Here is a 24,290-nt window from a genome sequence, read left to right on the forward strand (position 1 = left end):
CGAGCGGGTTGGTCTATCCGAAGCGGCCGGAGACGTAGTCCTCGGTGGCCTTCTCGGTGGGGTTGCTGAAGATGGTCGGGGTGTCGCCGAACTCGATCAGCTTGCCCGGCTTGCCGGTACCGGCAATGTTGAAGAAAGCCGTCTTGTCGGACACGCGGGCCGCCTGCTGCATGTTGTGCGTCACGATCACCACCGTGTACTGGTCCTTGAGCTCGTTGATGAGGTCCTCAATGGCGAGCGTCGAGATCGGGTCCAGGGCCGAGCAGGGCTCGTCCATGAGGATCACCTGGGGCTCCACGGCGATGGCACGGGCAATGCACAGGCGCTGCTGCTGGCCGCCGGACAGGCCCGAGCCCGGCTTGGACAGGCGGTCCTTGACCTCGTTCCACAGATTCGCGCCCTGCAGGGAACGCTCCACCAGGACATCAGCCTCGCCCTTGGAGATCTTCTTGTTGTTCAGCTTCACGCCGGCCAGCACATTGTCCCGGATGGACATGGTGGGGAACGGGTTGGGGCGCTGGAACACCATGCCGATCTGGGAGCGGACCGTGACCGGGTCAACGCCGGGGCCGTAAAGGTTGTCGCCGTCCAGCAGCACCTCACCTTCAACCCGCGCACCGGGAATGACCTCGTGCATGCGGTTCAGGGTGCGCAGGAAGGTGGACTTGCCGCAGCCCGAGGGGCCGATGAAGGCCGTGACCGACTTGGCGTCGATGTTGATGTTGACGTCTTCGACGGCCAGGAATTTGCCGTAGTAGACGTTCAGGTCCTTGACGTCGATGCGCTTAGACATGGTGTTCCTTCACTTGCTGGAGGTATTGACGGCGGGCGCGGCGCTGGCCTAGCGGCCGGTCTTTGGGGCGAAGAGGCTTGCAACCAGGCGGGCGCCCAGATTGAGCAGCATCACCAGGATGATGAGCACCAAGGCCGCGCCCCAGGCCCGCTCGGAGGACGGGTCCGGGTTGGACGGTGAAGTGGGGTTCAGGATCTGGGTGTAGATGAAGGTGGGCAGCGAGGCCATCCAGCCGCTGAACACGTTGGTGTTGATGGTGGTTGCGAAACCGGCGGTGACCAGGATCGGCGCGGTTTCGCCAATTACGCGGGCGATCGCGAGGGTGATGCCGGATGCGATGCCGGAGATCGCCGTCGGAAGGACCACCTTGAGGATGGTCCGCCATTTGCGGACGCCAAGGGCATAGGCTGCCTCGCGGAGCTCGTTGGGGACAATCTTCAGCATTTCCTCGCTGGAGCGGACCACCACGGGGATCATCAGCACGGAGAGTGCGACGGCGGCGACGGCACCGGTCTTGGTGCCCGGGCCGACCACGGCGAAGAAGGCGGCCGCGGCGAACAGGCCGGCCACAATCGAGGGGATGCCGGTCATGACGTCCACGAAGAAGGTGATGGCACGGGCCAGAGCGCGGTCCTGCCCGTATTCCACGAGATAAATCGCGGTCAGCAGTCCCACAGGGACCGAGATGAGGGTCGCGAGCACCGTGATCAGCAAAGTGCCCACGATCGCGTGGTAGATGCCGCCCAGCAACGGGGCGCCTTGTTCCACGGTCTTGTTGTCGAAGGCGCCGGTAACGCCGTTCATGGAGGTGGTGAGGAAGCCGGGATCCAGGAGCCCGGGGAGCCCGTTCACCAGCACGGTCCAGATCACCGAGACCAGGGGCAGCAGGGCAATCAGGAAGGAACCCACGACGAGGCAGGTCGCCAGCTTGTCCTTGGCCTTGCGCGAGCCTTCCACAACGAGGCTCCAGCCCACCAGGCCGGCGGCGAAGAGGATGGCGGAGACGAGTCCCCAGCCGAAGGCGTTGAATCCGATCAGGGCCAGGATAGCGGCGCCGAGGATTAAGGCAACGGCCAGGACGATATACGGTGCGGTCTTGGGCAGCTGGCCTTTGGTGAGGGCCGAGCGCTTCCGGACCGGGGTCAGGGTGGAGGTCATTTAGTTGGCTCCCGAGAATTCTTTGTGCCGGCTGATGATGCCGCGGGCGATCACATTCACGCCGAGGGTGATGACGAACAGCACCAGGCCGGCGGCGATCAGCGTGTTGACCTTGAGCCCGCTGGCCTCGGGGAAGTTCAGGGCGATTTCGGCGGCGATGGTCTGGTTTCCGGTCTGGATCAGGCTGGCGGTGAGGGCGCCGGAGGAAAGGACCAGCGCGACGGCCATCGTCTCTCCTAGTGCCCGGCCCAGTCCCAGCATCACGGCGCTGATGATTCCGGGCCGGCCGAAGGGCAGCACGGTCATCCGGATCATCTCCCAGCGGGTGGCGCCTAGTGCCAGCGCGGCCTCTTCATGCAGCTTGGGGGTCTGCAGGAAGATCTCGCGGGTCAGGGAGGTGATGATCGGCAGGACCATGACGGCGAGGACGATTCCAGCGGTGAGGATGGTCTTGCCGGTGGCCGAGGCCGGGCCCTGGAAGATCGGCAGCCAGCCCATGTTCTTGGCCAGCCAGTCGTAGGACGGGGAGATTTCCTTGGCGAGGAACGCAACACCCCAGGCGCCATAGACCACGGAGGGGATGGCGGCGAGCAGGTCGACCACATAGCCGAGGCCGGAGGCGAGGTTGCGCGGGGCGAAGTGCGAGATGAAGAGCGCCACACCGATGGCGAGCGGGGTGGCAATCACCAGGGCGATCACGGCGGCGATGAGGGTGCCAATGACGAGCGGCCAGATATAGGTGAAGAATCCTTCGCCGCCCTGAATCTGGTCGGCCGGAGCCACGAGGGCCGGGATCGCCTGGACGACCAGGAACAGTGCCACGCCGAAGAGCACGGCGAGGATCAGACACCCTGCCGCCAAGGTGGCGGCGGAAAAGACTTTGTCACCGGTGTGGCCTGCGCCCCGGGACTTGGTCAGGGAGGTGGTGGTCACTTCATGGTCCTTCGGTTTGGGTGGGAATCCGGGCTGGGGACGCGTCTGCGCCGGGGTCCGGCAAATCCTGGTTCTTCGAACAAATGCGTCGGTTCCCTGCCCCGTCGCGGCCGCCGGTGGCGGCCGTTTCGGAACAGGGAACCTTCGTCAGGCTGGTGTCTCCACTATGCCTTTGAGCGCAACGTTTCCCTAGGCCTTGCCCTTGACTGCCTCGAGGGCCGTCTTGACCTTGCCCTGGAGTGCCGCGGAGAGCGGTGCCGACTTGGCGGAATCGGCGGCGGCCTTCTGGCCGGCGTCGGACGCTGCGTAGTTCACAAAGGCCTTGACGAGGTCGGCGGTGGCCTTCGTGTCATAGGTGGTGCAGACGATGTGGTAGGACACCAGGACGATCGGGTAGGCGCCCGCAACCGTGGTGGTGCGGTCCAGCTTGATGGCGAGGTCGTTGGCGTTGCGGCCCTCGACCGGCTTGCCCTGGTCAACTGCCTTGGACGCGGCGTCGGCGGAGATCTTGGTGAAGGAGTCGCCGACCTTCACCTGCGCGGTGCCGAGCTTGCCGCTGACTGCGGAGTCATCGGCGTAGGTCACGGCGCCCGGGGTGTCGGTGACGGTCTTGACGACGCCGGAGGTGCCCTTGGCGTTCTCGCCCTTCAGGCTCGCAGGCCAGACGCCGGCGGCCTTGTCGGTCCAGACCTCGGGGGCGACGGCGGCCAGGTAGTCGGTGAAGTTCGTGGTGGTGCCGGAGTCATCCGAGCGGTTCACCGGGGTGACCTTGAGGTCCGGCAGCTGGACGCCCGGGTTCAGGGCCGCGATGGCGGGGTCGTTCCAGTTGGCCACCTGGCCGCGGAAGATCTTGGCAATGGTGGTGGCGTCGAGCTTCAGGTCCGTAATGCCCGGCACGTTGAACGCCACGGCGATCGGGGAAATGTAGACCGGGATGTCGAGAGCTCCGTCGGGGCCGCACTTGGCCTTGGAGCTGGCGAGCTCGTCGTCTTTGAGGTAAGCATCGGAGCCGGCGAACTGGGCCGAGCCGTCGAGGATCGCCTTGCGTCCGGCGCCGGAACCGTCCGGGGAGTACTGCACGGTGGCACCCGGGTTCGCGGAGGCGAAGTTGGTCTTCCAGACATCCATGGCCGCGCCCTGGGCGGTGGAGCCGACGCCGGTCAGGGTGCCGGTGACAGCGGGACCCGAGGCGGTCGGCGCGGCGGATGAAGCCGCGTTCGTTGCGTTGTCCGAACCGCAAGCGGTCAGCGCGAGTGCGCCAACGGCGATAACAGCGATAGCCGCGTTGCGGCCGAAGCGGAGTGCCTTCACTTAGATGTACCCCTTCCAGGGCTTTGCGTGCCGGGCCGGAGAAGGCCCGCAAGGATGCGTACGGTTTGTACCTTTACCGAAGGTAGGTCGCCCAGATGAAGAGAATTGCGGTCCAAGGTGAACGGCTGGTTAACGACGCCGGACTATTGGTTTACATCTGCCGGGTCACCATTGTGTTCTGTGCGTCACAGTCGTATCGGTGAAGCCCCACAAAGAACCCTTGGGACAGACCCGCGTGCCGCACTGCCGCGCCTGCCCGTTGCGCCCGTGCATTGTGCCGTCCCGGCCCGTGACACGGCCGTGAACGGCCGGCGCGGGGCAGCAAATAGACTGGAGGGCATGGCCTCCGCGACTGGACTCTCCGCAAGCGCACGATTCCTGCGCGGCCGGGTCCGCACCGGCTTTGTCCGGAGCCGGAACTCCCTCATGCCGGCCATCCAGATGACCGCGTGCGCCGTGGGCGCCTACGCGTTCGCCGAATACGTCCTGGGGCATAGCGGGCCGTTGTTCGCTGCCACCTCATCCCTGATTGCCCTCGGTTTCTCCCGCGACCCCAGGCTTCGCCGCGTCATCGAGGTGGGCCTGGGCTGCACCCTCGGGATCGTGGTCGGGGACTTGCTGCTGCACTGGCTGGGCTCCGGGATCTGGCAGGCCGCCGTCGTTCTCCTGTTTTCCATCCTGCTGGCCCGGTTTCTGGACAGCGGGACCATCTTCACCACCCAGCTGGGTCTGCAGTCAGTGCTCGTGGTGCTCCTGCCCGCGCCGGCCGGGGGCCCGTTCACCCGGAGCATCGATGCCGTGGTGGGCGGAGTGTTCGCGCTGCTCGTGACCATCCTCGTGCCCAAGGACCCCCGGCGTGAACCCCGCAATGACGTCAAGAAGCTCCTGCACGAGCTCGCCGAGGTGCTGCGGGAATGCGCCTCGGCGCTGAGCTACAGCGACGCCACCCAGGCCTGGCATGCGCTCATCCGCGGGCGGAACTGCCAGCCCCTCATCGACGCCATGCGGCAGTCGCTGCGCGCTTCCGGCGAGGTGGCCACCCTGGCACCCGCCTACCGGCGGCACCGGGACGAGCTGGACCAGATGGATCAGTCGCTCGACTATATAGATCTCGCGCTTCGCAACAGCCGGGTCTTTGCCCGCCGGCTAACCAGCGCCATCAACCATGCGGCGCTCTCGGACGAGGCCACCCAGAACATCGCCGAGATCCTGCAGGAGACGGCCGCCGCCGTCGACGAACTGTCGCTGGGCCTGGCCGAGGTGCACGACGGCACCCGCCGCGCCCACCTGCGCACGGCCCGCTCCGAGCTGCGGCAGATCGCCGGGCGCCTGCATCCCCGGATCCTGGACGTTCACCGGCTCGAGGGCGAAACGGTGGTCATGCTGTTCCGGCCGCTCATGGTGGACCTGCTCGAAGCCGCCGGCGTGGATTCCGGGGAAGCCCGGGACATCCTTCCCCCGCTCTAAGTACGGCCCCTCACCCCGGCCGCGCCGTTCGTTGTCGCTGCCCCCGGATAGTGTGGACCAATGGCTACAAAGACTTCCCGGGGGCCGAAGGCACCGGGCTACAAATGCGCCGAATGCGGCTGGACGACCGTCAAGTGGGTGGGCCGCTGCGGCGAGTGCCAGGCGTGGGGCAGCGTCGAGGAGACCGGCACCGCCGTCGCCCGGACGACGGCGGCCACCACGGTCCTTGAACCTGCCCGCCGGATCGCCGACGTCGACGCCACCACGGCGGCCTTCCTGCCCACCGGAGTGGACGAACTCGACCGCGTGCTCGGCGGCGGGCTGGTGCCCGGCGCCGTGATCCTGCTCGCGGGCGAACCCGGGGTGGGCAAGTCCACCCTCCTGCTGGACGTTGCCGCGAAGTTCGCCCGCACCGCGCAGGACGTCCTGTACATCACCGGCGAGGAATCCGCCGCCCAGGTCAAACTCCGCGCGGACCGGATCGACGCCGTCGCCGAATCCTTGTATTTGTCGGCCGAAACGGACCTCGGGCAGGCCCTGGGGCAGGTGGAAAAACTCGAACCGCGACTGCTCGTGGTGGATTCGGTGCAGACCCTGAGCAGCGCCGACGTCGAGGGAAGCGCCGGCGGGGTGTCCCAGGTGCGCGAGGTTGCGGCCTCCCTGATCGCCGCGGCCAAGCGCCGGAACATGACCACGCTGCTGGTAGGACACGTGACCAAGGACGGCTCCATTGCCGGGCCCCGCCTGCTGGAACACCTCGTGGATGTGGTCTGCCAGTTCGAGGGCGAACGGCACTCCCGGCTGCGCCTGCTGCGCGCCGTCAAGAACCGCTACGGACCTACCGACGACGTCGGCTGCTTCGACTTGAACGAGGACGGCATCGAGGGCCTCGCCGATCCCAGCGGCCTGTTCGTCTCGCGGACGAAGGACCCGGTGTCCGGAACCTGTATCACGGTGACGCTCGAGGGCCGCCGGCCGCTGCTCGCCGAAGTCCAGGCGCTGCTCGCCGAGAGCGCCAGCTCGCAGCCCCGCCGCGCCACGAGCGGCCTGGACAGCTCGCGCGTCGCGATGCTGCTCGCCGTCCTGCAGCAGCGCGCGGGCTGCCTGCTGAACAAAGATGACTCCTATGTGGCAACGGTCGGCGGAGTCAAGCTCAGCGAGCCCGCCACGGACCTCGCCGTGGCCTTGGCCGTGGCTTCCGCGAAGGCCAAGAAGCCCCTCCCCCAGCGCCTGATCGCCTTCGGCGAGGTAGGCCTGGCAGGCGAAGTCCGTCCTGTCCCCGGCATTAACCAGCGCATCCAGGAAGCACACCGGCTCGGCTTCACCCATGCCGTGGTGCCGTCCAGCCCCAACGGGCACGGGCCGGTGCCCGCGGGATTCACGGTCCGGGAGGTCGGCCACCTGGCCGAGGCACTGGGGCTGCTGATCAGCTGAAGCCCGGGCAGCCCTGGAACGTGGCGCCTGCAACCGGAGCCTCCGGTTGCAGGCACAAAGACGACTTAGGGCCCTAGCACTGGAGCGCCGGCGGACGCACGATTGGATTGTGGCCAGGGACGGTTGCACGGGATGCGGCCGGCCCGGCCGGCGCGACCGCGGCGAAGGGATGCGTCATGATGTGGGGTTACGGGTACCAGATCGGCTGGATGTGGCTTTGGGGCGTGTTGCTGCTCGCCGGGATTGCGGTGCTGGTCATCCTGGCCATCCGGCTCGTGACAGGCGGGGTTCGCCATGACGGCGGGGGCGTGGCGCCGGGCCCGGGCCAGCATGGTCCCGGGCAGTATCCGCCGCCGGGGCAGGTCACCCCTCCCGGTTCTTTTCCTGCTCCCAACGGACCTGTTTCCCCGCTCCCCGGACGGTCCCAGGCCCGCCTGATCCTTGACGAACGCTTTGCCCGGGGCGAGCTCTCCGCCGAGGAGTACCGCGAGAGCCTGAAGGTGCTGGGTGAGGAGTCCTAGTGCAGCCGCTCAGCCGCCGCAGCGCCCTGCTCCTGGGCGGTCTTGGCGTGGCCGGAGCCGCGGCCGGCGCAGCGGGGCTCGCCTGGACGCTGACTTCCCTCGGCGCGCCGGTTTCCGGGGCTGCCCTGACGCACCCGGCCGAACTTCGCAGCGCTGGCGGCAGCCTCGCGCTCGAGCTGGAGGCGGCCCGGGGTCCCGTGCAGCTTGCCGGCCGCCAGGCCACGGCCCTTGGCTACAACGGGACCAGCCCCGGCCCCACGCTGCGCCTGCGCGCAGGTGACGTGCTCAGCATCCGGCTGACCAACCGCTTGGCTGAACCCACCAACCTTCACGTGCACGGGCTCCATGTGTCCCCGGCGGGGGCTGGGGACAACGTGTTTGTCGCGGTGGACCCCGGCGGCAGCTTTGATTACGAATACCGGCTGCCGGCCGACCACCCGCCCGGCGTCTACTGGTACCACCCCCACCACCACGGCATGGTCGCGGAGCAGATCTTCGGCGGCCTTTTCGGCGCGATCGTCGTCGAGGACGCCGTCCCCCTTCCGGTGTCTATGGACCGCGTCCTGGTGGTGTCCGACACGGACCTGGACGCCGCCGGAAACGTCCGGGACGTTCCGCCATCAGAACGCATGGCCGGCCGGGAAGGCGGGCTGGTGCTCGTCAATGGCCAAAGCAACCCTCTGCTTAGCGCCCTTCCCGGGCAACGGGAGCGGTGGCGGCTGGTCAACGCCTGCGCTGCCCGCTACCTGCGGCTGCAGCTGGACGGACAGAGCATGCAGCTGCTCGGCATGGACTCCGGGCGCTTCCAGTCGCCGGCAGCCGTGGAGGAGGTGCTCCTGGCGCCGGGGAACCGGGCCGACCTTCTCGTGACGACGATGGCCGGCGAGTCCGTTCTCCGGTCCGCTTACTATGACCGCGGCAGCATGCCCGGCATGATGGGCCGGGGTCCCGCCGGACGGGCCCAGGGGGACCCCTCCCAGGGCGTCTCCCTGGCGACGCTCCAGGTAGCGGGCGAATCCGTCCCCGGCCCCTCCGGGGTGCCGCCCCAGCCTGCCCCCGCGGATCTGCGCCAGGCACCTGTCGCCGCGCACCGGCAATTCCTGCTGGCAGCCGGCATGGGCGGAGGGAGCATGGGCGGAGACGGCACCGGGATGATGGCCTTCACCATCAACGGCCGGGAATTCGACGAGGCCAGGACGGACACCACCGTAGCGGCCGGCAGCGTGGAGGAGTGGACCGTGGTCAACACCAGTCCCATGGACCACCCGTTCCACCTGCACGTCTGGCCGATGCAGCTCATCTCGGTCGATGGCGCAGCCCCCGCCTCCCCTGCCTGGCAGGACGTGGTCAATGTGCCCGCGAACGGACGCGTGACCGTCCGGATTGCCTTCAGAGACTTCACCGGACGATCCGCGTATCACTGCCACATCCTGGACCACGAGGACCTCGGGATGATGGGCGCCATCGAGGTCCGCTGAATCACTCGACCTCTTGCGCGAAATACCCCCCCGGGGTATGTTGGGGCGTAGCCATCAATGACTGAGCACCCTTCAGGAGCATGCATCATGGAACACCGGCACACCGGCCCCGGCGTTGACAAGAGTGTCGACCAACACACCCACAGCCACGGCCCGCACGGGACGCCGCACGGTGGCCACGGGGTGCATGCGGCCGCCCCCGCCACGGCAGGCCCAGCCGGGGACAGCCACATGGTGCACAGCCAGGGACAGCATGCCGGGCACAGCGTCGCGATGTTCAGGGACAGGTTCTGGCTGAGCCTGGCCCTGGCCGTTCCGGTGGTCTTCTTCAGCCCCATGTTCGCGGATCTCCTCGGCTACGAGCCGCCCGTCTTTCCCGGCTCGGCCTGGATTCCCCCGGTGTTCGGCACGGCGATCTTCATCTACGGCGGCCAGCCCTTCCTCAAGGGCGGCCTCAGTGAGCTGAGGACGCGCAAGCCGGGAATGATGCTGCTGATCGCGATGGCCATCAGCGTTGCCTTCATCGCCTCCTGGGTGACCAGCCTGGGCCTGGGCGGTTTCGACCTCGACTTCTGGTGGGAGCTGGCGCTACTGGTCCCCATCATGCTGCTGGGCCACTGGATCGAGATGCGCGCCCTCGGCTCCGCCCAAGGCGCACTGGATGCCCTGGCAGCTCTTCTGCCTGACGAAGCCGAACGCGTCACCGGCGCCGGGACGGAGACTGTCAGCGTCTCCGAGCTCCGCGCCGGAGACACCATCCTGGTCCGCCCCGGCGGCCGGATGCCGGCCGACGGTACGGTCAGCGACGGCCAGGCCGAATTCGACGAATCCATGATCACCGGCGAATCGAAAACTGTTCTGCGAACACCGGGGGATCCCGTGGTGGCCGGCACCATCGCAACGGACAACTCCGTGCGGGTCCGGGTGTCAGCCATCGGCGAGGACACCGCCCTCGCCGGGATCCAGCGTTTGGTGGCCGAGGCGCAGGCATCGTCCTCCCGGGCCCAGGCCCTCGCCGACAGGGCGGCCGCGTTCCTCTTCTACTTCGCCGCCGGAACCGGCCTCCTCACCTTCGTCTTCTGGACCTTGATGGGCAGCGTCACCGACGCCGTCACCCGCACCGTGACCGTCCTCGTGATCGCCTGCCCCCACGCCCTGGGCCTTGCCATCCCGCTCGTCATCGCGATCTCCACCGAGCGGGCAGCCCGGGCGGGCGTCCTGATCAAGAACCGGATGGCGCTGGAGCGGATGCGGACGGTCGACGTCGTGCTCTTCGACAAGACCGGAACCCTGACCCGGGGCGAGCCGGAGCTCAAGGGAGTCGTGAGCGCCGCAGGCGCCGGCACGGCAACCGGCCAGGACGCAGTCCTGGCCCTCGCGGCCGCCGTGGAAGCCGACAGTGAACATCCCGTAGCCCGTTCCATCGTCGCCGCCGCGCGGGAACGGGGGCTGGAGATTCCGACGGCGGACGGGTTCACCTCGCTGACCGGCCGCGGAGTCCGTGCCACGGTCGGTGGCCGCACCGTTTACGTGGGCGGCCCGGCACTGCTCCGGGAACTCGGTCTGCAGGAGCCCCCGGCTTTGGCCGCCGCCACCGGGGCCTGGCTGGAGCGCGGCGCGGCTGTGCTCCACGTGGTGGACGGCGGCACCGTGCTGGGCGCTGTCAGCCTCGAGGATGCCGTACGGCCCGAGTCCCGCCAGGCCGTCCGGGCCCTCCAGGCCCGCGGCATCAAGGTGGCCATGATCACCGGCGACGCCCGGCAGGTCGCGCAGGCCGTCGCCGCCGAACTCGCCATCGACGAAGTGTTTGCCGAGGTCCTGCCCGCGGACAAGGACAAGAAGGTGGCAGAACTACAGGGCCGGGGGCTGAGAGTGGCCATGGTGGGCGACGGCGTCAACGATTCCCCCGCGCTGGCACGGGCGGAGGTGGGGATTGCGATCGGCGGCGGCACGGATGTGGCCGTGGAATCCGCCGGTGTGGTCCTGGCCGGCAACGACCCCCGGGCCGTGCTGTCGATGCTCGACCTGTCCAAGGCGAGTTACCGGAAGATGTGGCAAAACCTCGTGTGGGCCACCGGGTACAACATCATCTCGGTGCCGCTGGCGGCCGGGGTTCTGGCCTTCGCGGGGATCGTCCTCTCCCCCGCCGCGGGCGCCGTGATGATGTCGGCGTCGACAATTGTGGTGGCCCTGAACGCGCAATTGCTGCGCAGGCTCAAGCTCAATCCGGCTGCGGCCGGCTGAGCGGAAGAAGCCAGGCATGCCGGAGACGAACCCCCGCGATTCATCATTCGGGCGATCCTTTGCCCGCGTGGGCCCGCGGATGGACGCCCGTGGGGCGGCGGAGCACCGTCGGCGCCTCGTGGAAGCGGCGTACGGCGTCGTCGTCGAAATCGGAGCGGGCTACGGGGCCACCTTCCCGTTCTACCCTTCCGCGGTAACGGGCGTGCTGGCCCTCGAACCTGATCCCACGCTCCGGGGGTTGGCCCGCGCTGCTGCCAGCAAGGCGCCGGTGCCCGTCACCGTACAGGACGGCGTGGCGGAAGCGCTGCCGGCGGCGGACGCCTCGGTGGACGTGGTCGTCTCCAGTTTGGTGCTGTGCAGCGTGGCGGACCAGGCGACCGCCCTGGCGGAAGTGGTCCGGGTCCTGCGGCCCGGCGGCGTGCTGCTGTTTTATGAACATGTCCGTTCGGCGCACCGGGTGCTGGGGGCCGCCGAAGACCTGATCACACCGTTGTGGAGCCGCGTGGCAGGCGGATGCCACCCGAATCGGGACACCGCTGCCGCGATCGCCGTGGCCGGCCTCACCGTGGAGGGCCTGGAGCGCTTCGGCTTTTCGGCCCTCCCCGGCAACCCGCGGCTGGCCCACGTCCTTGGGGCGGCGAGCAAAGCCTGAGCCCCCCGCCGGCGTGACGTTCCGTCCAGAGCGGCTCCGTCCCAACCTCCCGGCCCAACGTTCCCGGGCTCAAACGCTCCCGGGCTCAAACGCTCCCGGCCCAACGTTCCCGGGACGGCACGCAAAAGGACGCGCCACGCGAAAGGGACGCCCGCCACTATGGCGGACGCCCCTTTCGGCGATGCTCTCCGGGCGGACCCGGCCTTGGTGGCTAGGCCTTTTTGGGAGGCAGGGCCAGCTTGAAGATCTTGGCCCATGTGGAGCCGACCTGCTTCAGGAGCGGGCCCGTGGTGTACGGCAGTCCGTAACGCCGGCAGATCTCCTGCACCTTGGGCGCCACTTCCCCGTAGCGGTTGGACGGCAGGTCCGGGAACAGGTGGTGCTCGATCTGGTGCGAGAGGTTGCCGGTCATGAGGTGCATGAACTTGGAACCGGAGATGTTGGCCGAGCCGATCATCTGCCGCACGTACCAGTCACCGCGGGTCTCGCCCTCGACCATTTCCTCGGTGAAGGTGTCAGTACCTTCGGGGAAGTGGCCGCAGAAGATCACCGCGTGCGCCCACACATTGCGGACGGCGTTGGCTGTCAGTGTGCCGTAGAGGGCCTGCTTGCCTGAACCGGTGAGCATGGCGACGGCGGGCGTGGCGGCGTAGTCCTTGGTGAACTGCTTGAGAGCCTTGCGGCCGAGGGCCTTCAGGTCCCGGACGAGGGCTTCCTTGGATTTCCTGCCCTCCTTGAAGTCCTGGAGTTCGAGGTCGTAGATCGCGATGCCCCACTCGAAGACGGGGGCCAGGAGCGCGTTGTAGACCGGATTGCCCAGGTTGAACGGCGTCCACTTCTGCTGGGGATCCATGCGCAGCAGGTTGTATCCGACGTCGTTGTCCTTGCCGATCACGTTCGTCCAGCGGTGGTGGAGATCGTTGTGGGTGTGCTGCCAGGAGCGCGCGGGGGTGACGAAGTCCCACTCCCACGTCGTGGAGTGGATGTCCGGGTCCCGCATCCAGTCCCACTGGCCGTGCAGGATGTTGTGCCCGAGTTCCATGTTTTCCAGGATCTTGGCGAGGCTCAGCAGGGACGTGCCGGCGACCCAGGCGGTCTTGTTCTTGCTGACCAGCAGTGCGGCGCGGCCGGAGATTTCCAGGCCTCGCTGGATTTTGATCATGCGGCGGATGTAGGCGGCGTCGGAGGATCCGCGTTTGGCGAGGATGTCGTCCTTGATGGCGTCAAGTTCGCGGCCCAGCTCCGCTACCTGCTCGTCAGAGAGGTGCGCGGCTGCCGGCGGACGCACCAGCGGACTGCCGGACTCGGCAAGGGCGCCTGGCCGCTTCTTCGCGGTAGTGCGCACCTTTGCTGCCGCGACATCGACGGCTGAACCGCTGGCTGGACCGCCTGCGGCGGGGGTGTTCGCGTCGGGGGTGTCGGCGTCGGATAGATCAGGCGTGTTGGAAACAATCGTCATACGGTAATACTCCTCAGAGGTCGAGGTTAACGGGGCCGGCGGCTGCCGACACGCACGTCTGGATTAGTTGGCCCGGCTCGCCGTGCACTTCGCCTGTGCGAAGGTCGCGGACGTGGCCGGCCCGCAGCGGGATGAGGCAGCTGTGGCAGATGCCCATGCGGCAGCCGCTGGGCATCAGGACTCCGGCGTCCTCGCCGACATCGAGCAGCGGGGTGTCGCCGTCGGCCTCGACTTCGCGGTCGGAGGCCTCGAAGGTGACCAGGCCGCCGTCGTGCCCGGCACCGGCGGCGAGGCTGGTGGTGAAGCGTTCGATGGTCAGGGTGCCCGGCCGGACTGCCGCGGCCGGCGCGGCGTCCTCGGCTTCGGCCTCCCAGAGCGCCTCGGTGTCGTTGAGGAAATCCTCCGGACCGCACGCGTAGGCGGCGCGCTGGCGCCAGTCCGGGCACAACCGGTCCAGATCGGCAGCGGAGGTGAAGTCCAGCCGTCCGCGGTCCCCGGTGAACCAGTGCGTGACGCGGAAGTTGGGGAACTGGTCTGCGAGCTCGGCGAGTTCCTCACGGAAGATGGCGTCCGCGGCGGTGCGGGCCGTGTGGATGAGGACGACGTCGGAGTCGGGACGGTGCGGCACGAGGGTGCGGATCATCGACATCACGGGGGTGATTCCGCTGCCCGCGGTGAGCATGAGCAGCGGGCGCGGGTGTTCCGGCAGGACAAAGTCGCCCTGCGGGGGCGCCAGGAACAGGATGTCGCCGGGTTTGGTGCCGCGGACAAGAGCGCCGGAAACGGCTCCCATGTCGGTAACCGTGATGGCCGGATCCTGCCCGGCGGGGGCGCTGAGCGAATACGACCGCCAGTGGCGGACACCGTCGAGCTCGACGCCGATTCGGGCCCACTGGCCGGCAAGGTGCGCTTGCCAGCCGCGGCCGGGGTGGAAGAAAATGGTGGCGGAATCGGCCGTTTCTGGAACCACCCGGGTGACTACGCCACGCAATTGGCGTGCGGAGAACACAGGGTTGAACAGCGACAGAATGTCTTCTGGAGCTAGGGGGGTGGTCAGTAGAGATGCGGCGCGCGCCAGCTTACGGAGCCGGATCATTCATTAACCATATGTCAGTTTGCGCCATACTTCTTCACCCAAGGCATACGATCGACTGTAGAAAACTATCCCGCCGCAACAACTCGTTGGATTGTCTATGAACGCCTCCCCTGTCCGGGAGCCCGCCGGCTCCGCTCCCGCCTACGATCCGCCGTGGCTGGCGCTGCCCCGGGAGGTCAGCGACATGCTGCGGCCCAGGATGCCCGGCATCGTCGAGGCCATCATCGAGGCCGTCCCGCAGCTTGTTCCGGCGTATGCCAGGCCGATTGAGGGGCGGTTCGGCCGCGGCCTGAGGAGGGGTGTGGCCGCGGCGCTGGACCGGTTCCTGCAGCTGCCCGGGACCCGGCTGCCGGCGCTGTCCCAGGAAAGCCGGGATCTGGTGGCCGGGCTGGGCAGCGGGGAATTCCGGCAGGGCCGGAGCATGGACGCCCTGCTGAGCGCCTACCGCATGGGTGCCCGCGTGACCTTCCGGGAAATGTCCCGGGTCTCCGTGGAACACCATCTGGGCCAGGGCGTCGTGGTGGACCTGGGGGAATCGATCCTCGCCTACATCGACGAGCTCTCGGCCGTGAGCGCCGAGGCCTACGCCTTCGAACAGTCCGAACGCGCCGGAGCGGTGGACCGCCGGCGCACCGAACTGCTGGACCTGCTCCTGCTCGGCCAGGCCGACGAGGCGGCCCTGCGCCAGACGGCGGCGATGGCGGACTGGTCCCTGCCCCAGCGCATGGCGGTGGTGACCCTTCCGCTGGACCGGGCAGCCGGGCTGCGGCTGCGGCTCGGCCCAGGAGCCCTGGTGATTGAACGCGAGACCGACGTCGTGGCCCTGGTGCCCGCGCGGAAGTCGCAGTCTGCCCGGGAGGAGCTGGACCGCGCCCTGAAGGGGCGCGGAGCCTCCGTGGGGCCCTCCGGCGGCTGGGAAAGGGTCCCGGATTCGCTGCGGCTGGCCGTGCTGGCGGCCGCGGCGCTGCCTCCGCGCGAGGGGCCCGAGGACCCGCCGATCTGGGCTGACGAGCACCTGGCGCAGGTGGTTCTCGGAGCGGAGCCCTCGGCGATTACCGAGCTGGCCAACCGCCGCCTGGCACCGCTGGAAGGACTCCGGCCGGCGCAGCGGGAGCGGCTTGCCGAAACCCTGCTGTCCTGGCTGCGCCACTGGGGCCAGCGGGCCCCCGTGGCCGCCGAACTCGGCATCCATCCGCAGACCGTCGGTTACCGGGCGGCGCAGTTGCGCGAGCTCTTTGGCGACGCCCTCGAGGACCCGACGGCGCGCTTCGAGCTTGAGCTGGCCCTGCACGCCGGCCGGCGGTAGGCCGCTTACCCGGCGAGTTACCCGGCGAGCGCCTGCCGGCTGTGGAGCCGCAGTTCCAGGTCATGCATCACGAGCGCCGCCAGGTCCTCCAGCGCTGAGGTGTCCTCGTCGCTGAACTCGCGGGGCTCACGGTCCAGGATGCAGAAGGTGCCCAGGTTGTAGCCGTCCGGAGTGCGCAGCGGCACCCCGGCGTAGAACTGCAGGCCGAAATCGCCCGCCACGAGCGGATTGGACAGCGTCCGGGGATCCTTGGTGGCGTCCTGGACAATCCAGGCATCGCCCTGCAGGACTGCGGAGGCGCACAGTCCGGGATCGCGGCCGATTTCGCTGACGTCCGTGCCGTGGTGGGCCTTGAACCAGATACGGTCATGGTCCACCACGCTGACAATCGCCACGGGCACCGAGAACATGCGTGCGGCGAGCGCCGCGATGCGGTTGAAGGCTCCGTCCGCCGGGGTGTCCAGGATCCGGTACCGCTCGACCGCCTGCATGCGCCCGTCTTCATCGGTCAGCAGAGGAGCCGCGTCCCGGCGGTGGCGCCCGGCGCCGTTGATGACTTCCTGCCGCAGGGCCAGGGACACTTCCCGGGCCGGCGGGCGGGCCGCCGGATCCCTGTCCAGCATGGAGGTCAGCAGGGCCACCCACATGGGCGCGAGCCCTTCGGGGATGTCCGGGTCGTTGAGTAGGCGGGCCAGCGCGGACTGGACCGGCGCGCCGGGGTAGGCCATCTTCCCGGTCAGGCCTTCCAGCAGGACCAGCCCCAGCGAATAGACGTCGCTGGCGGGGCCGGCCGGTTCTCCGGCGGCCTGTTCGGGGCTCAGGTAGGCGGGGGTGCCTGAGCTGTCGTCCGGGTCTCCGTGGTGGCCTTTGCGGATGGTGATCGCCACGCCGAAGTCGCTGAGTTTGGCGCGCGGACGCCGGTCCTCCACGCTGTAGTCCACAAGGAGGATGTTGGCCGGTTTGACGTCCCGGTGGATGATGCCGTGGTGGTGGATGTGTGCCAGTCCGTCGGCGAGATCGTGTCCGATCAGCGCCATGTGGGCTGCGGACAGCGGTCCCTCGGCCGAGCGGCGGCGGAGGTCGGGCCCGCGGACGAGTTCCATCACGAGGTAGCTGAGCTTGCGGTCGGGGTTGCTCAGATCCGTCCCGGCGTCGAACAGCGTCACGAGGGCATGGTGGGCCATCCCGGCGAGGATCCGCACTTCGTCGTTTTGCCGGAGGATGCGTTCCTCCTCCACCGCATTTTCGTACACGGCGCCGTCTCTGAAGAGCTTGACTGCCACTTCGCGTCCCAGGACCTCGTCCGTGGCACGGTACACGCTCGATTGGCTGCCCCGGCCAATGAGTTCTTCGATCCGGTAACGCCCGCTCAGCAGAAAACCGGGGTCCATGGTTATTGTCAAAGGTTTACGTGGTCCCTCTAATGGGGCCCGCCGGCGAGTATCGGGCGGATCAGTCCAAAGCCGGAAACCGACCCGGCGCCCGCATCGTTAGCAAGGTTACTTATGATAACGCGGAAACCGGATTCCGGAAGACTCTCCGGGGAATCTTCCGGCACCGGCGCCTTGCCGCTATTTGGCGGGGTTGTGCGTGCCGATCGGAACCAGGGTGAGGTCCGGGTGGTTCTTTTCGATCCGGCGCAGGGCCCAGACGTCGTTGAACAGGGCCAGGTATTCCCCGTCGGACCGCAAGAGAACCTCCGCGCCGGGCACGTTGGCCAGCGCAGGCATCGCATCCGCCGTCGAAATCCGGGCCAGGGAATACGGGAGCCGCTCCAGCCGCATGGGCGCGCTGAAGTCGTGCGCCATGCGGTCTTCAACCACCTCGAACTGCATGGGGCCGACGGCGGCCAGAACGGGCGCCTGGTCGCCGCGGATGTCGGAGCGGAGCACCTGGATGACGCCCTCGTGCTCGAGCTGTTCGATGCCGCGGCGGAACTGCTTGAACCGGCTGGGGTCCTTGGAGCGCGCCACCTGGAAGTGTTCCGGGGCGAACAGCGGGATCGCGGGGAACTCCACGGGCTGGTCCAGGAACAGGCTGTCCCCCACACGGAGGGAGGAGGCGTTGACGAGGCCCACCACATCGCCCGGGAAGGCTTCATCGATCACCTCGCGTTCGCGGCCGAAAACCTGCTGGGCGTACTTGGTGGCGAAGGACTTTCCCGTCCGGCCCTGGGTGACCACCATGCCGCGCTCGAACATGCCGGAGCAGACCCGGATGAAGGCCACGTGGTCGCGGTGGGCCTTGTTCATGCCGGCCTGGACCTTGAAGACGAACCCGGCGAAGGGGGCATCGACGGGGCGGGGCTCGCCGTCGACGTCGGGCCGCGGCGCGGCCGGCGGGGCGAAGTCGACAAGGGCGTCGAGGATTTCCTTCACGCCGAAGTTGAGGGCTGCAGAGCTGAAGAGGATCGGCGTCGCTTTGCCGGCATGGAAGGCCTCGACGTCGAACGCGAGGTTGGATTCGATGACCAGTCCGGCCTCGTCCACCGCGTTGGACCAGTCGTCGCCCTGGCTGGCGGCGGCCTCGTCCGGGGTGAAGTACTCGGTGAGGGCGATGTTGGCGCCGGCGTTGTTGCGCTTGAACTGCGCGAAACGGTCGTTGCGCAGGTCCCATACGCCGCGGAAGTCGCCGGAGATGCCCACGGCCCAGGTCAGCGGCATCGGCTGCAGCCCGGTGCGCTCGGTGATCTCGTCCATGAGGGCCAGTGCGTCCAGGCCCGGCCGGTCCCATTTGTTGATGACGGTGATGATGGGCAGGTTCCGCTGCTTGCAGACCTCGAAGAGCTTCATCGTCTGGGTTTCCAGGCCCTTCGCGGCGTCGACCAGCATGACGGCGCAGTCCACGGCTGCCAGCACACGGTAGGTGTCTTCCGAGAAGTCGGCGTGCCCGGGAGTGTCCAGGAGGTTGATGACGGTGTCCCGGTAGGCGAACTGCAGTGCGGCCGAGCTGATGGAGATGCCGCGGTCCTTTTCCATCTGCATCCAGTCCGAGACCGTCTCCTTGCGGTTGGCCTTGCCGCTGGAGGCACCGGCCGTGCCGATCACCTTGGCGTGCAGCGCGAGGGCCTCCGTGAGGGTGGATTTGCCGGCGTCGGGGTGCGAAATGACCGCGAAAGTCCGGCGCCGGGCCGCCTGCTTGTGAATCTCCTGGACTCGGGCGGGGCTGAGGACTTCTTGAGACACGATGCTACTTTCGCTGCGGCTGTGGACGGGTCACGGCGCGGAGAGCCCGCGGTACACCCAAGGATCCAAGTTTATCGCAGGCCGTGGACCCGCACGAAGTGGCGGCCAAACACCTTGGACCAACACCGCGCAGGGCACCACGCGCGGCGGCCGCCCGGCTGCACCAAAGTGCCGCCGCCGACGGGACCCGCGACAGCCATTCCGGGGGCTTCGCGCGCACGTCGCAATGGACCACTTTAAGGCTTGCCTGTGCGGAAGTGGCTCTGCTTTACCCCTATCATGGGGAGAGCGGGGAACTGAGTACTTTTGATCCTGCCGGTGGACCCTGGAAACCGGCGTACCTGCGGGCCAGTGCCCGCACCTTTGAAGGGAAATCTATGGCTCGGAGCCCTGAAGATTCGCTCAAGGCGACTCTGGCCAGAGTGGCACCGGGCACCGCCCTACGAGACGGTCTGGAACGCATTCTCCGCGGACGCACCGGCGCGCTGATTGTGCTCGGCATCGACCGGACCATAGAGTCCATCTGCTCGGGCGGCTTCGAGATCGGTATCGATTTCTCCCCCACGCGGCTGCGCGAACTGGCCAAAATGGACGGCGCCATTGTCTGCGACAAAGATGCCAGCAATATCCTGCGCGCGGCGGTCCAGCTCGTCCCGGACTCGAGCATCGAAACCCAGGAATCGGGCACCCGGCACCGGACCGCGGAGCGGGTGGCCATCCAGACCGGAGTCCCTGTCATTTCGGTCAGCCAGTCGATGCAGATCATCGCACTGTACGTGAACGGGCTGCGGCATGTCCTGGAGGGCTCGGAGAAGGTCCTGGCCCGCGCCAACCAGGCCCTGGCAACCCTGGAACGCTACCGCTCGCGCCTGGACCAGGTGACCAGCTCGCTCTCCGCCCTGGAAATCGAGGCCATGGTGACGGTCCGCGACGTCGCGGTCACGCTGCAGCGCCAGGAAATGGTGCGCAGGATCTCCGAGGAAATCTCCCAGTACGTCCTGGAACTGGGCGAGGACGGCCGCCTGCTCTCGCTGCAGCTCGACGAACTCACCGTGGGACGAGGCCCGGGCAGCGACGTGATCATCCGCGACTACTCCGGCCCGGCGGCAACCGCCGAGGACATTGAGAAGGCGGTCAAGGCCCTGGTGAGCCTGGGCCCCACCGAGCTGATCGATCTGGGCAAGATCGCCGGGATCGTCGGCTTCGCCGGCGGCGAAGCGAACCTCGACGCCGTCGTGCAGCCGCGCGGCTACCGCCTGCTCTCCGGCCTCAAGGCCGTGCCGAAGGCTGTCGCCGACCGCCTGGTGGACCACTTTGGCGGCCTGCAGTTCCTGATGGCGGCAACGATCGATGACCTCATGACCGTGGATGGGATCGGTGACCAGCGGGCCAGGACCGTCCGGGAGGGCCTGAGCCGCATGGCCGAGGCCAGCCTGCTGGACCGCTTCCTCTAGCCCGCCTCACCTTTCCAACACCCTTCGACGGGAACTAGTTGAGCTGGAATACGGCCTTGTCGCTGGTCTTGTTCGCCAGCCGGGCCGTGAAGACGTAGTAGGCGCCGCCGGCTCCGGGCTTGGCGGCGACGGGTTCGCAGCCCTGCACCGTGCGGTTGCGCTGCCACGGGAAGTTCGCGGTCTCGCTCTTGCCCGGCGCGATGGTCTTCATCAGGTCAGTGCCCTCCGCCTGGCAATCCTTGGACGAGAAGATCCGGTCCGAACCGCTGGTGATCATGTATTCCATCTGCGACGTCCCGATGTTGACCGTGCACGGCACCTTGTTGTTGTTGGTCACTTTGAGGGTTAGCAGCGGCTTCTCCCCCGCGGCATAGACCTGTTGGTCGGTGGCGGCCGTGACGATCAGCAGATTCTGCTCGCAGCCATCGCCCGATGTTGTGGGGATGGGAGTGGCCGACGGGTCCTCCGAAGCCCCGGGGCTCCCCGACGCTGAGGCTGTTGGCTGGTTCGACGGCGCGGCACCTGCCCCGGACGGCTCGCCCGACGGCGCCGTTCCCGCTCCGGAAGGCTGACCTCCGCCCAGGGCGTTGGAGACGGCGGCAAAGCCGCCGAAGGCGACGGCGAGGACGATTAGCAGGACCACGCCCGCAAACAGCCGGCGTCGGCGGTACACCGGGCTGAGCGGACGCCGTCCGGGCCTTCCGGCGGATTGTCCTCCGCCGGGTCCTTTCGGCCGTGAACCACCCGTTGCTGAACTGCCTTGCCTGACCATTCTTCTAGCCTAGAGAACCCTGCAGGCTATGGCGTCCGACCACGCCGCGGGACCCGCAGCCGTCCGGATCGGTTCGCCGGATCTATTACGCTGAATGGATCGAAACTCTAACCCACACCCCTTCCGTCAATGCCGTGGCGCCACCCGGATCCCGGGCCGCCGGGCCGCTTCCCTCCGGCGAGCTTGCCGCCGGAGGGCTTGCCGTTGCCGCGGATCTGCCCGCCCTCCACACCGCGCTGGATGACTGGTTCGCGTCCAACGCCAGGGAGCTGCCGTGGCGGGCGGCGGAGTGCACGCCCTGGGGCGTGCTGGTCAGCGAGGTCATGCTCCAGCAGACACCGGTGGTCCGGGTCCTGCCGGTCTGGGAGCAGTGGCTGCGCCGCTGGCCGGAGCCGTCCGCCCTCGCCGCGGAACCCGCGGGGGAAGCCGTCCGGTCCTGGGGCCGGCTGGGGTATCCGCGGCGCGCGCTGCGCCTGCACGCGGCCGCCGTCGCCATCAGGGACAGCCACGCCGGGACGGTCCCCGGCGCCTACACCGAACTCCTGGAACTCCCGGGCGTGGGCAGCTACACAGCAGCCGCCGTTGCCGCCTTCGCCTTTGGGCGCCGGGAAACGGTGGTGGACACCAACATCCGCCGGGTCCATGCACGCCTGGTCTCGGGCTCGGCGCTGCCGTCGCAGGCCCTGACCGCAGCCGAAATGCGGCTGGCGGCATCGCTGCTCCCGGAAGACCCGGCCGCCTCGGTCCGCTGGAACGCCTCCGTCATGGAACTCGGCGCGATGGTCTGCACGGCCCGGGCCCCCAAGTGCGGGCAGTGCCCGGTCCGTGACTCCTGCGCCTGGCTTGCCGCCGGCGAGCCGCCGCCGACGTACACGCCAAAGGGCCAGTCATGGCATGGCACGGACCGGCAGGTGCGCGGCGCCGTGATGGCTGTCCTGCGGGTGGCCGAGGACCCCGTGGCGCCGGAACTGTTCCACCGGGCCCCGGCGGACCTGGGCTTCGAACCGGATGGAATCGGGATTCCGCTCGCGGCCCTGCACCGGCTCAATGCGGCTCCCGAACAGCTGGAACGCGCGCTGGCCGGCCTGCTGGGAGACGGGCTCGCGGAGCTGCACCGGGGCGGCTTCCGGCTCCCTGCCTGAGGATCTACGCTGGAGCATGCGCAAGCTGGCGGCCGTGGCCGCTCTGGCCCTCACCGCCGTCCTGGTCACCTCGTGCCGGCCGGAGGCCGTTTGTCCGGCGATCGCGCAGGCGCCGGTGGTGTCGTTGACCGTGGACCGGGAGTACGCCCCGTCCGTGAAGACCATCCACCTGTTGGCCTGCCAGGACGGCCGCTGTAAGGAAGCGGACCTGGAACTGGTCCCGGGGAGCGTCGCCGTGGACCAGGGCTGCAAACCGGGCCCCTCGGGCCTCGACGGCGTCTGTTCGGCCACGTCTTCCCCCGACGGCACCCTGACCGGGATGCTGATGATGGAGACGTTGACCGCCAACCGGATCGAGGTGACGGCCACGGGCACGTCCAACACCGGGGCCCCGCTGCCGGCACGGACTGCGGCTTTCACACCCCGGGTGGCGCATCCGTTTGGAGAGCAGTGCGGAAGCTTCATCACGGCCCACGTGGTGCTCGACGCGGCCGGCCTTCGGCCGTCGCCCTAGCTCATATTCCCCGGACTCCGAGGTGCCCGGCCCGGACATCTCTCCGCGCCCGGGCTACGCCCGGCCGGACAACGGCTACGGCTCGCCGAACCCCGAGCTGACGAGGCGTTCCAGATAGCCCACCGCTTTGGCGGCGTCCGGGCCGCTGGCCTCCACATGCAGGACGGTTCCCTTGCCGGCGGCAAGCATCATGAGCTCCGTCATGGAGGCCCCATCCGCCCCGTTGACGGTGACGTCGGCATCCATGGCGGACAGTCCCCCGGCGATCTTGGCTGCCGGCCGGGCATGCATGCCGGCCTGGTTGACGAGCTCGAAGTCCCCCGTGGCGTCCGGCGGCTGCTGGTGCACGTGTTCAGCCTCCGCGGGGTGGACCGGGGGCCGGTAGACGGCTTCGGCGGCGTCCTTCACCGCCGCTGCGTCGGCCCCCGTCTGTGCCGCCACCGCTGCGGCCACGAGTCCTTCCACCAGGGGTGCGTCCGCGAGCAGCACGGATTCCGGATCCGCCGCGAACTCCGCTGCGGACTCGGCCGTCATCACGGCGGATCCGAGGTCGGTGAGGACCACGACGCCGTCACCGGCGGCCTGTTCGAGGGCCGCCATGACCTTCTCCAGGCTGGTGCCGATCCGGCCGTCGTCGGTGCCTCCGGCGGGGAGGATGAGGACGTCAGGCGCCATTTGCGCGGCGAGTTCGGCGGCGCCGTCCGCGATTTTTGCACTGTGCGAGACGACGACAAGCCGGACTGTCATTCGGCTGCTCCGGCCGCGGCGCGCAGGATCAGTGCGCTGGAGACCGCTCCGGGGTCGCGGTGGCCGATGCTGCGCTCCCCCAGGTAGCTGGCACGGCCCTTGCGGGCGAGCATCGGATCCGTGGAAACGGCCCCTGCCTCGGCCGCTTCCGCCGCAGACACGAGGACTTTCCGGACGTCGCCGTCCCCTGCCGCGGCAGCGGCCGCCTCGATCGCGGGCGTCCACGCGTCAACCATGGTCTTGTCCCCGGACTCTGCCTTTCCACGGGCGACGATTCCGTCGCGGGCGGCCTGCAGGGCCGTGGCCAGGGTGGCGGCGTCGACGTCGGAAGTGTCTCCCAGCGCGGTGGCGGCCCGCAGGAATGCCGTGCCGTACAGCGGGCCGGCGGCCCCGCCGACCTTGGACATGAGCGTCATGGCGGTCAGTTTCAGGGCCGCGCCCGGGGTTTCCGGCGGCGCCTCGGCGAGCTTAACCATTACGGCCTTGAAGCCGCGGTCCATGTTCTCGCCGTGATCCGAGTCTCCGATTGGCCGGTCCAGCTCGATCAGCTCAACCCGGTGCTCCGCCATGGCCTGCGCTGACAGAGTCAGCCAGCGCACGGCCCAGCCGACATCCAGCCCCACG

General features: G+C 68.5%; 21 protein-coding genes. 10 read left to right on the forward strand and 11 right to left on the reverse strand.

From position 1 onward, the window contains the following. Nucleotides 1-13 precede the first annotated feature (13 nt). From pstB to pstS, 4 genes are all read right to left on the reverse strand, one after another. The gene (pstB, locus tag ACVWZ7_RS09795) at nt 14-793 is read right to left on the reverse strand and encodes a phosphate ABC transporter ATP-binding protein PstB (protein WP_091250115.1); all 780 of its coding nucleotides are present in this window, start codon (nt 791-793) and stop codon (nt 14-16) included. A gap of 48 nt (nt 794-841) precedes the next feature. Beyond that, nucleotides 842-1,951 carry a phosphate ABC transporter permease PstA gene (pstA, locus tag ACVWZ7_RS09800; RefSeq protein ID WP_116765471.1) on the reverse strand — a complete coding sequence of 370 codons (1,110 nt, stop codon included), beginning with the start codon at nt 1,949-1,951 and terminating at the stop codon, nt 842-844. Beyond that, complete coding sequence (gene pstC / locus ACVWZ7_RS09805; protein WP_091250109.1) at nt 1,952-2,884, reverse strand: phosphate ABC transporter permease subunit PstC; 933 nt, start codon at nt 2,882-2,884, stop codon at nt 1,952-1,954. It abuts the gene before it with no gap. Between the two features lie 189 nt (nt 2,885-3,073). Then, the gene (pstS, locus tag ACVWZ7_RS09810) at nt 3,074-4,195 is read right to left on the reverse strand and encodes a phosphate ABC transporter substrate-binding protein PstS (RefSeq protein WP_456507710.1); all 1,122 of its coding nucleotides are present in this window, start codon (nt 4,193-4,195) and stop codon (nt 3,074-3,076) included. Nucleotides 4,196-4,534: 339 nt separating this feature from the next. Between pstS and ACVWZ7_RS09815 the strand changes: the two genes are divergently transcribed. The 6 genes from ACVWZ7_RS09815 to ACVWZ7_RS09840 all read left to right on the forward strand — a co-directional run bounded on the left by ACVWZ7_RS09815 (nt 4,535) and on the right by ACVWZ7_RS09840 (nt 11,991). Then, on the forward strand, nt 4,535-5,662 hold the full coding sequence (locus ACVWZ7_RS09815) for an FUSC family protein (protein ID WP_456507711.1): 1,128 nt from the start codon (nt 4,535-4,537) through the stop codon (nt 5,660-5,662). Nucleotides 5,663-5,722: 60 nt separating this feature from the next. Next, nucleotides 5,723-7,096, forward strand: a complete 1,374-nt coding sequence (gene radA, locus ACVWZ7_RS09820) for a DNA repair protein RadA (RefSeq protein ID WP_116765468.1) — start codon at nt 5,723-5,725, stop codon at nt 7,094-7,096. A 176-nt stretch (nt 7,097-7,272) separates the two neighbouring features. Next, a complete protein-coding gene (locus tag ACVWZ7_RS09825) occupies nt 7,273-7,617 on the forward strand; it encodes an SHOCT domain-containing protein (RefSeq protein ID WP_344361428.1) in 345 nt (114 codons plus the stop codon). Beyond that, nucleotides 7,617-9,095, forward strand: a complete 1,479-nt coding sequence (locus tag ACVWZ7_RS09830) for a multicopper oxidase family protein (protein ID WP_344361430.1) — start codon at nt 7,617-7,619, stop codon at nt 9,093-9,095. Before ACVWZ7_RS09825 ends, ACVWZ7_RS09830 begins: the two co-directional genes overlap by 1 nt. A gap of 87 nt (nt 9,096-9,182) precedes the next feature. Beyond that, nucleotides 9,183-11,339, forward strand: a complete 2,157-nt coding sequence (locus ACVWZ7_RS09835) for a copper-translocating P-type ATPase (protein ID WP_456507712.1) — start codon at nt 9,183-9,185, stop codon at nt 11,337-11,339. A 16-nt stretch (nt 11,340-11,355) separates the two neighbouring features. Beyond that, on the forward strand, nt 11,356-11,991 hold the full coding sequence (locus ACVWZ7_RS09840) for a class I SAM-dependent methyltransferase (protein WP_456507713.1): 636 nt from the start codon (nt 11,356-11,358) through the stop codon (nt 11,989-11,991). Between the two features lie 211 nt (nt 11,992-12,202). Here ACVWZ7_RS09840 and ACVWZ7_RS09845 read toward each other — a convergent pair whose 3' ends face one another. Together ACVWZ7_RS09845 and ACVWZ7_RS09850 are read right to left on the reverse strand one after the other, a co-directional pair. After that, complete coding sequence (locus ACVWZ7_RS09845) at nt 12,203-13,450, reverse strand: fatty acid desaturase family protein (protein ID WP_456507714.1); 1,248 nt, start codon at nt 13,448-13,450, stop codon at nt 12,203-12,205. Nucleotides 13,451-13,463: 13 nt separating this feature from the next. Next, entirely contained in the window at nt 13,464-14,546 is a 1,083-nt protein-coding gene (locus ACVWZ7_RS09850) for a ferredoxin reductase (protein ID WP_116765465.1), read from the reverse strand. 97 nt (nt 14,547-14,643) lie between these two features. Between ACVWZ7_RS09850 and ACVWZ7_RS09855 the strand changes: the two genes are divergently transcribed. Further along, nucleotides 14,644-15,852, forward strand: a complete 1,209-nt coding sequence (locus tag ACVWZ7_RS09855) for a PucR family transcriptional regulator (protein WP_456507715.1) — start codon at nt 14,644-14,646, stop codon at nt 15,850-15,852. A gap of 17 nt (nt 15,853-15,869) precedes the next feature. On the opposite strand, the gene ACVWZ7_RS09860 is transcribed toward ACVWZ7_RS09855, so the two are convergent. Together ACVWZ7_RS09860 and ACVWZ7_RS09865 are read right to left on the reverse strand one after the other, a co-directional pair. Beyond that, nucleotides 15,870-17,243, reverse strand: a complete 1,374-nt coding sequence (locus ACVWZ7_RS09860; RefSeq protein ID WP_456507716.1) for a protein kinase domain-containing protein — start codon at nt 17,241-17,243, stop codon at nt 15,870-15,872. A gap of 180 nt (nt 17,244-17,423) precedes the next feature. Continuing rightward, complete coding sequence (locus ACVWZ7_RS09865) at nt 17,424-19,037, reverse strand: peptide chain release factor 3 (protein ID WP_456507717.1); 1,614 nt, start codon at nt 19,035-19,037, stop codon at nt 17,424-17,426. 377 nt (nt 19,038-19,414) lie between these two features. On the opposite strand from ACVWZ7_RS09865, the gene disA reads away from it, so the two are divergent. Further along, nucleotides 19,415-20,491, forward strand: a complete 1,077-nt coding sequence (gene disA, locus ACVWZ7_RS09870) for a DNA integrity scanning diadenylate cyclase DisA (protein WP_091250080.1) — start codon at nt 19,415-19,417, stop codon at nt 20,489-20,491. A 34-nt stretch (nt 20,492-20,525) separates the two neighbouring features. On the opposite strand, the gene ACVWZ7_RS09875 is transcribed toward disA, so the two are convergent. Further along, nucleotides 20,526-21,263, reverse strand: coding sequence for a hypothetical protein (locus ACVWZ7_RS09875; RefSeq protein WP_456507718.1), 738 nt, complete (start codon nt 21,261-21,263; stop codon nt 20,526-20,528). Nucleotides 21,264-21,568: 305 nt separating this feature from the next. On the opposite strand from ACVWZ7_RS09875, the gene ACVWZ7_RS09880 reads away from it, so the two are divergent. Continuing rightward, on the forward strand, nt 21,569-22,405 hold the full coding sequence (locus tag ACVWZ7_RS09880; RefSeq protein ID WP_456509093.1) for an A/G-specific adenine glycosylase: 837 nt from the start codon (nt 21,569-21,571) through the stop codon (nt 22,403-22,405). 16 nt (nt 22,406-22,421) lie between these two features. Further along, a complete protein-coding gene (locus tag ACVWZ7_RS09885; protein WP_456507719.1) occupies nt 22,422-22,919 on the forward strand; it encodes a hypothetical protein in 498 nt (165 codons plus the stop codon). A 75-nt stretch (nt 22,920-22,994) separates the two neighbouring features. Here ACVWZ7_RS09885 and dhaM read toward each other — a convergent pair whose 3' ends face one another. After that, nucleotides 22,995-23,666 carry a dihydroxyacetone kinase phosphoryl donor subunit DhaM gene (dhaM, locus tag ACVWZ7_RS09890; protein WP_456507720.1) on the reverse strand — a complete coding sequence of 224 codons (672 nt, stop codon included), beginning with the start codon at nt 23,664-23,666 and terminating at the stop codon, nt 22,995-22,997. Further along, nucleotides 23,663-24,289 (reverse strand): dihydroxyacetone kinase subunit DhaL, encoded by a 627-nt coding sequence (gene dhaL, locus ACVWZ7_RS09895; protein ID WP_091250073.1) that lies wholly within the window; start codon nt 24,287-24,289, stop codon nt 23,663-23,665. Before dhaL ends, dhaM begins: the two co-directional genes overlap by 4 nt. Nucleotide 24,290: the final 1 nt, after the last annotated feature.

This window comes from Arthrobacter sp. TE12232, assembly GCF_054062615.1.

Coding starts and splice junctions, on each gene's coding strand:
- pstA (WP_116765471.1), bottom strand. CDS start 1,951: ATGACCTCCACCCTGACCCCGGTCCGGAAGCGCTCGGCCCTCACCAAA.
- ACVWZ7_RS09845 (WP_456507714.1), bottom strand. CDS start 13,450: ATGACGATTGTTTCCAACACGCCTGATCTATCCGACGCCGACACCCCC.
- ACVWZ7_RS09835 (WP_456507712.1), top strand. CDS start 9,183: ATGGAACACCGGCACACCGGCCCCGGCGTTGACAAGAGTGTCGACCAA.
- disA (WP_091250080.1), top strand. CDS start 19,415: ATGGCTCGGAGCCCTGAAGATTCGCTCAAGGCGACTCTGGCCAGAGTG.
- dhaM (WP_456507720.1), bottom strand. CDS start 23,666: ATGACAGTCCGGCTTGTCGTCGTCTCGCACAGTGCAAAAATCGCGGAC.
- ACVWZ7_RS09840 (WP_456507713.1), top strand. CDS start 11,356: ATGCCGGAGACGAACCCCCGCGATTCATCATTCGGGCGATCCTTTGCC.
- ACVWZ7_RS09860 (WP_456507716.1), bottom strand. CDS start 17,243: ATGGACCCCGGTTTTCTGCTGAGCGGGCGTTACCGGATCGAAGAACTC.
- ACVWZ7_RS09855 (WP_456507715.1), top strand. CDS start 14,644: ATGAACGCCTCCCCTGTCCGGGAGCCCGCCGGCTCCGCTCCCGCCTAC.
- pstB (WP_091250115.1), bottom strand. CDS start 793: ATGTCTAAGCGCATCGACGTCAAGGACCTGAACGTCTACTACGGCAAA.
- radA (WP_116765468.1), top strand. CDS start 5,723: ATGGCTACAAAGACTTCCCGGGGGCCGAAGGCACCGGGCTACAAATGC.
- ACVWZ7_RS09875 (WP_456507718.1), bottom strand. CDS start 21,263: ATGGTCAGGCAAGGCAGTTCAGCAACGGGTGGTTCACGGCCGAAAGGA.
- ACVWZ7_RS09850 (WP_116765465.1), bottom strand. CDS start 14,546: ATGATCCGGCTCCGTAAGCTGGCGCGCGCCGCATCTCTACTGACCACC.
- ACVWZ7_RS09885 (WP_456507719.1), top strand. CDS start 22,422: ATGCGCAAGCTGGCGGCCGTGGCCGCTCTGGCCCTCACCGCCGTCCTG.
- ACVWZ7_RS09825 (WP_344361428.1), top strand. CDS start 7,273: ATGATGTGGGGTTACGGGTACCAGATCGGCTGGATGTGGCTTTGGGGC.
- ACVWZ7_RS09815 (WP_456507711.1), top strand. CDS start 4,535: ATGGCCTCCGCGACTGGACTCTCCGCAAGCGCACGATTCCTGCGCGGC.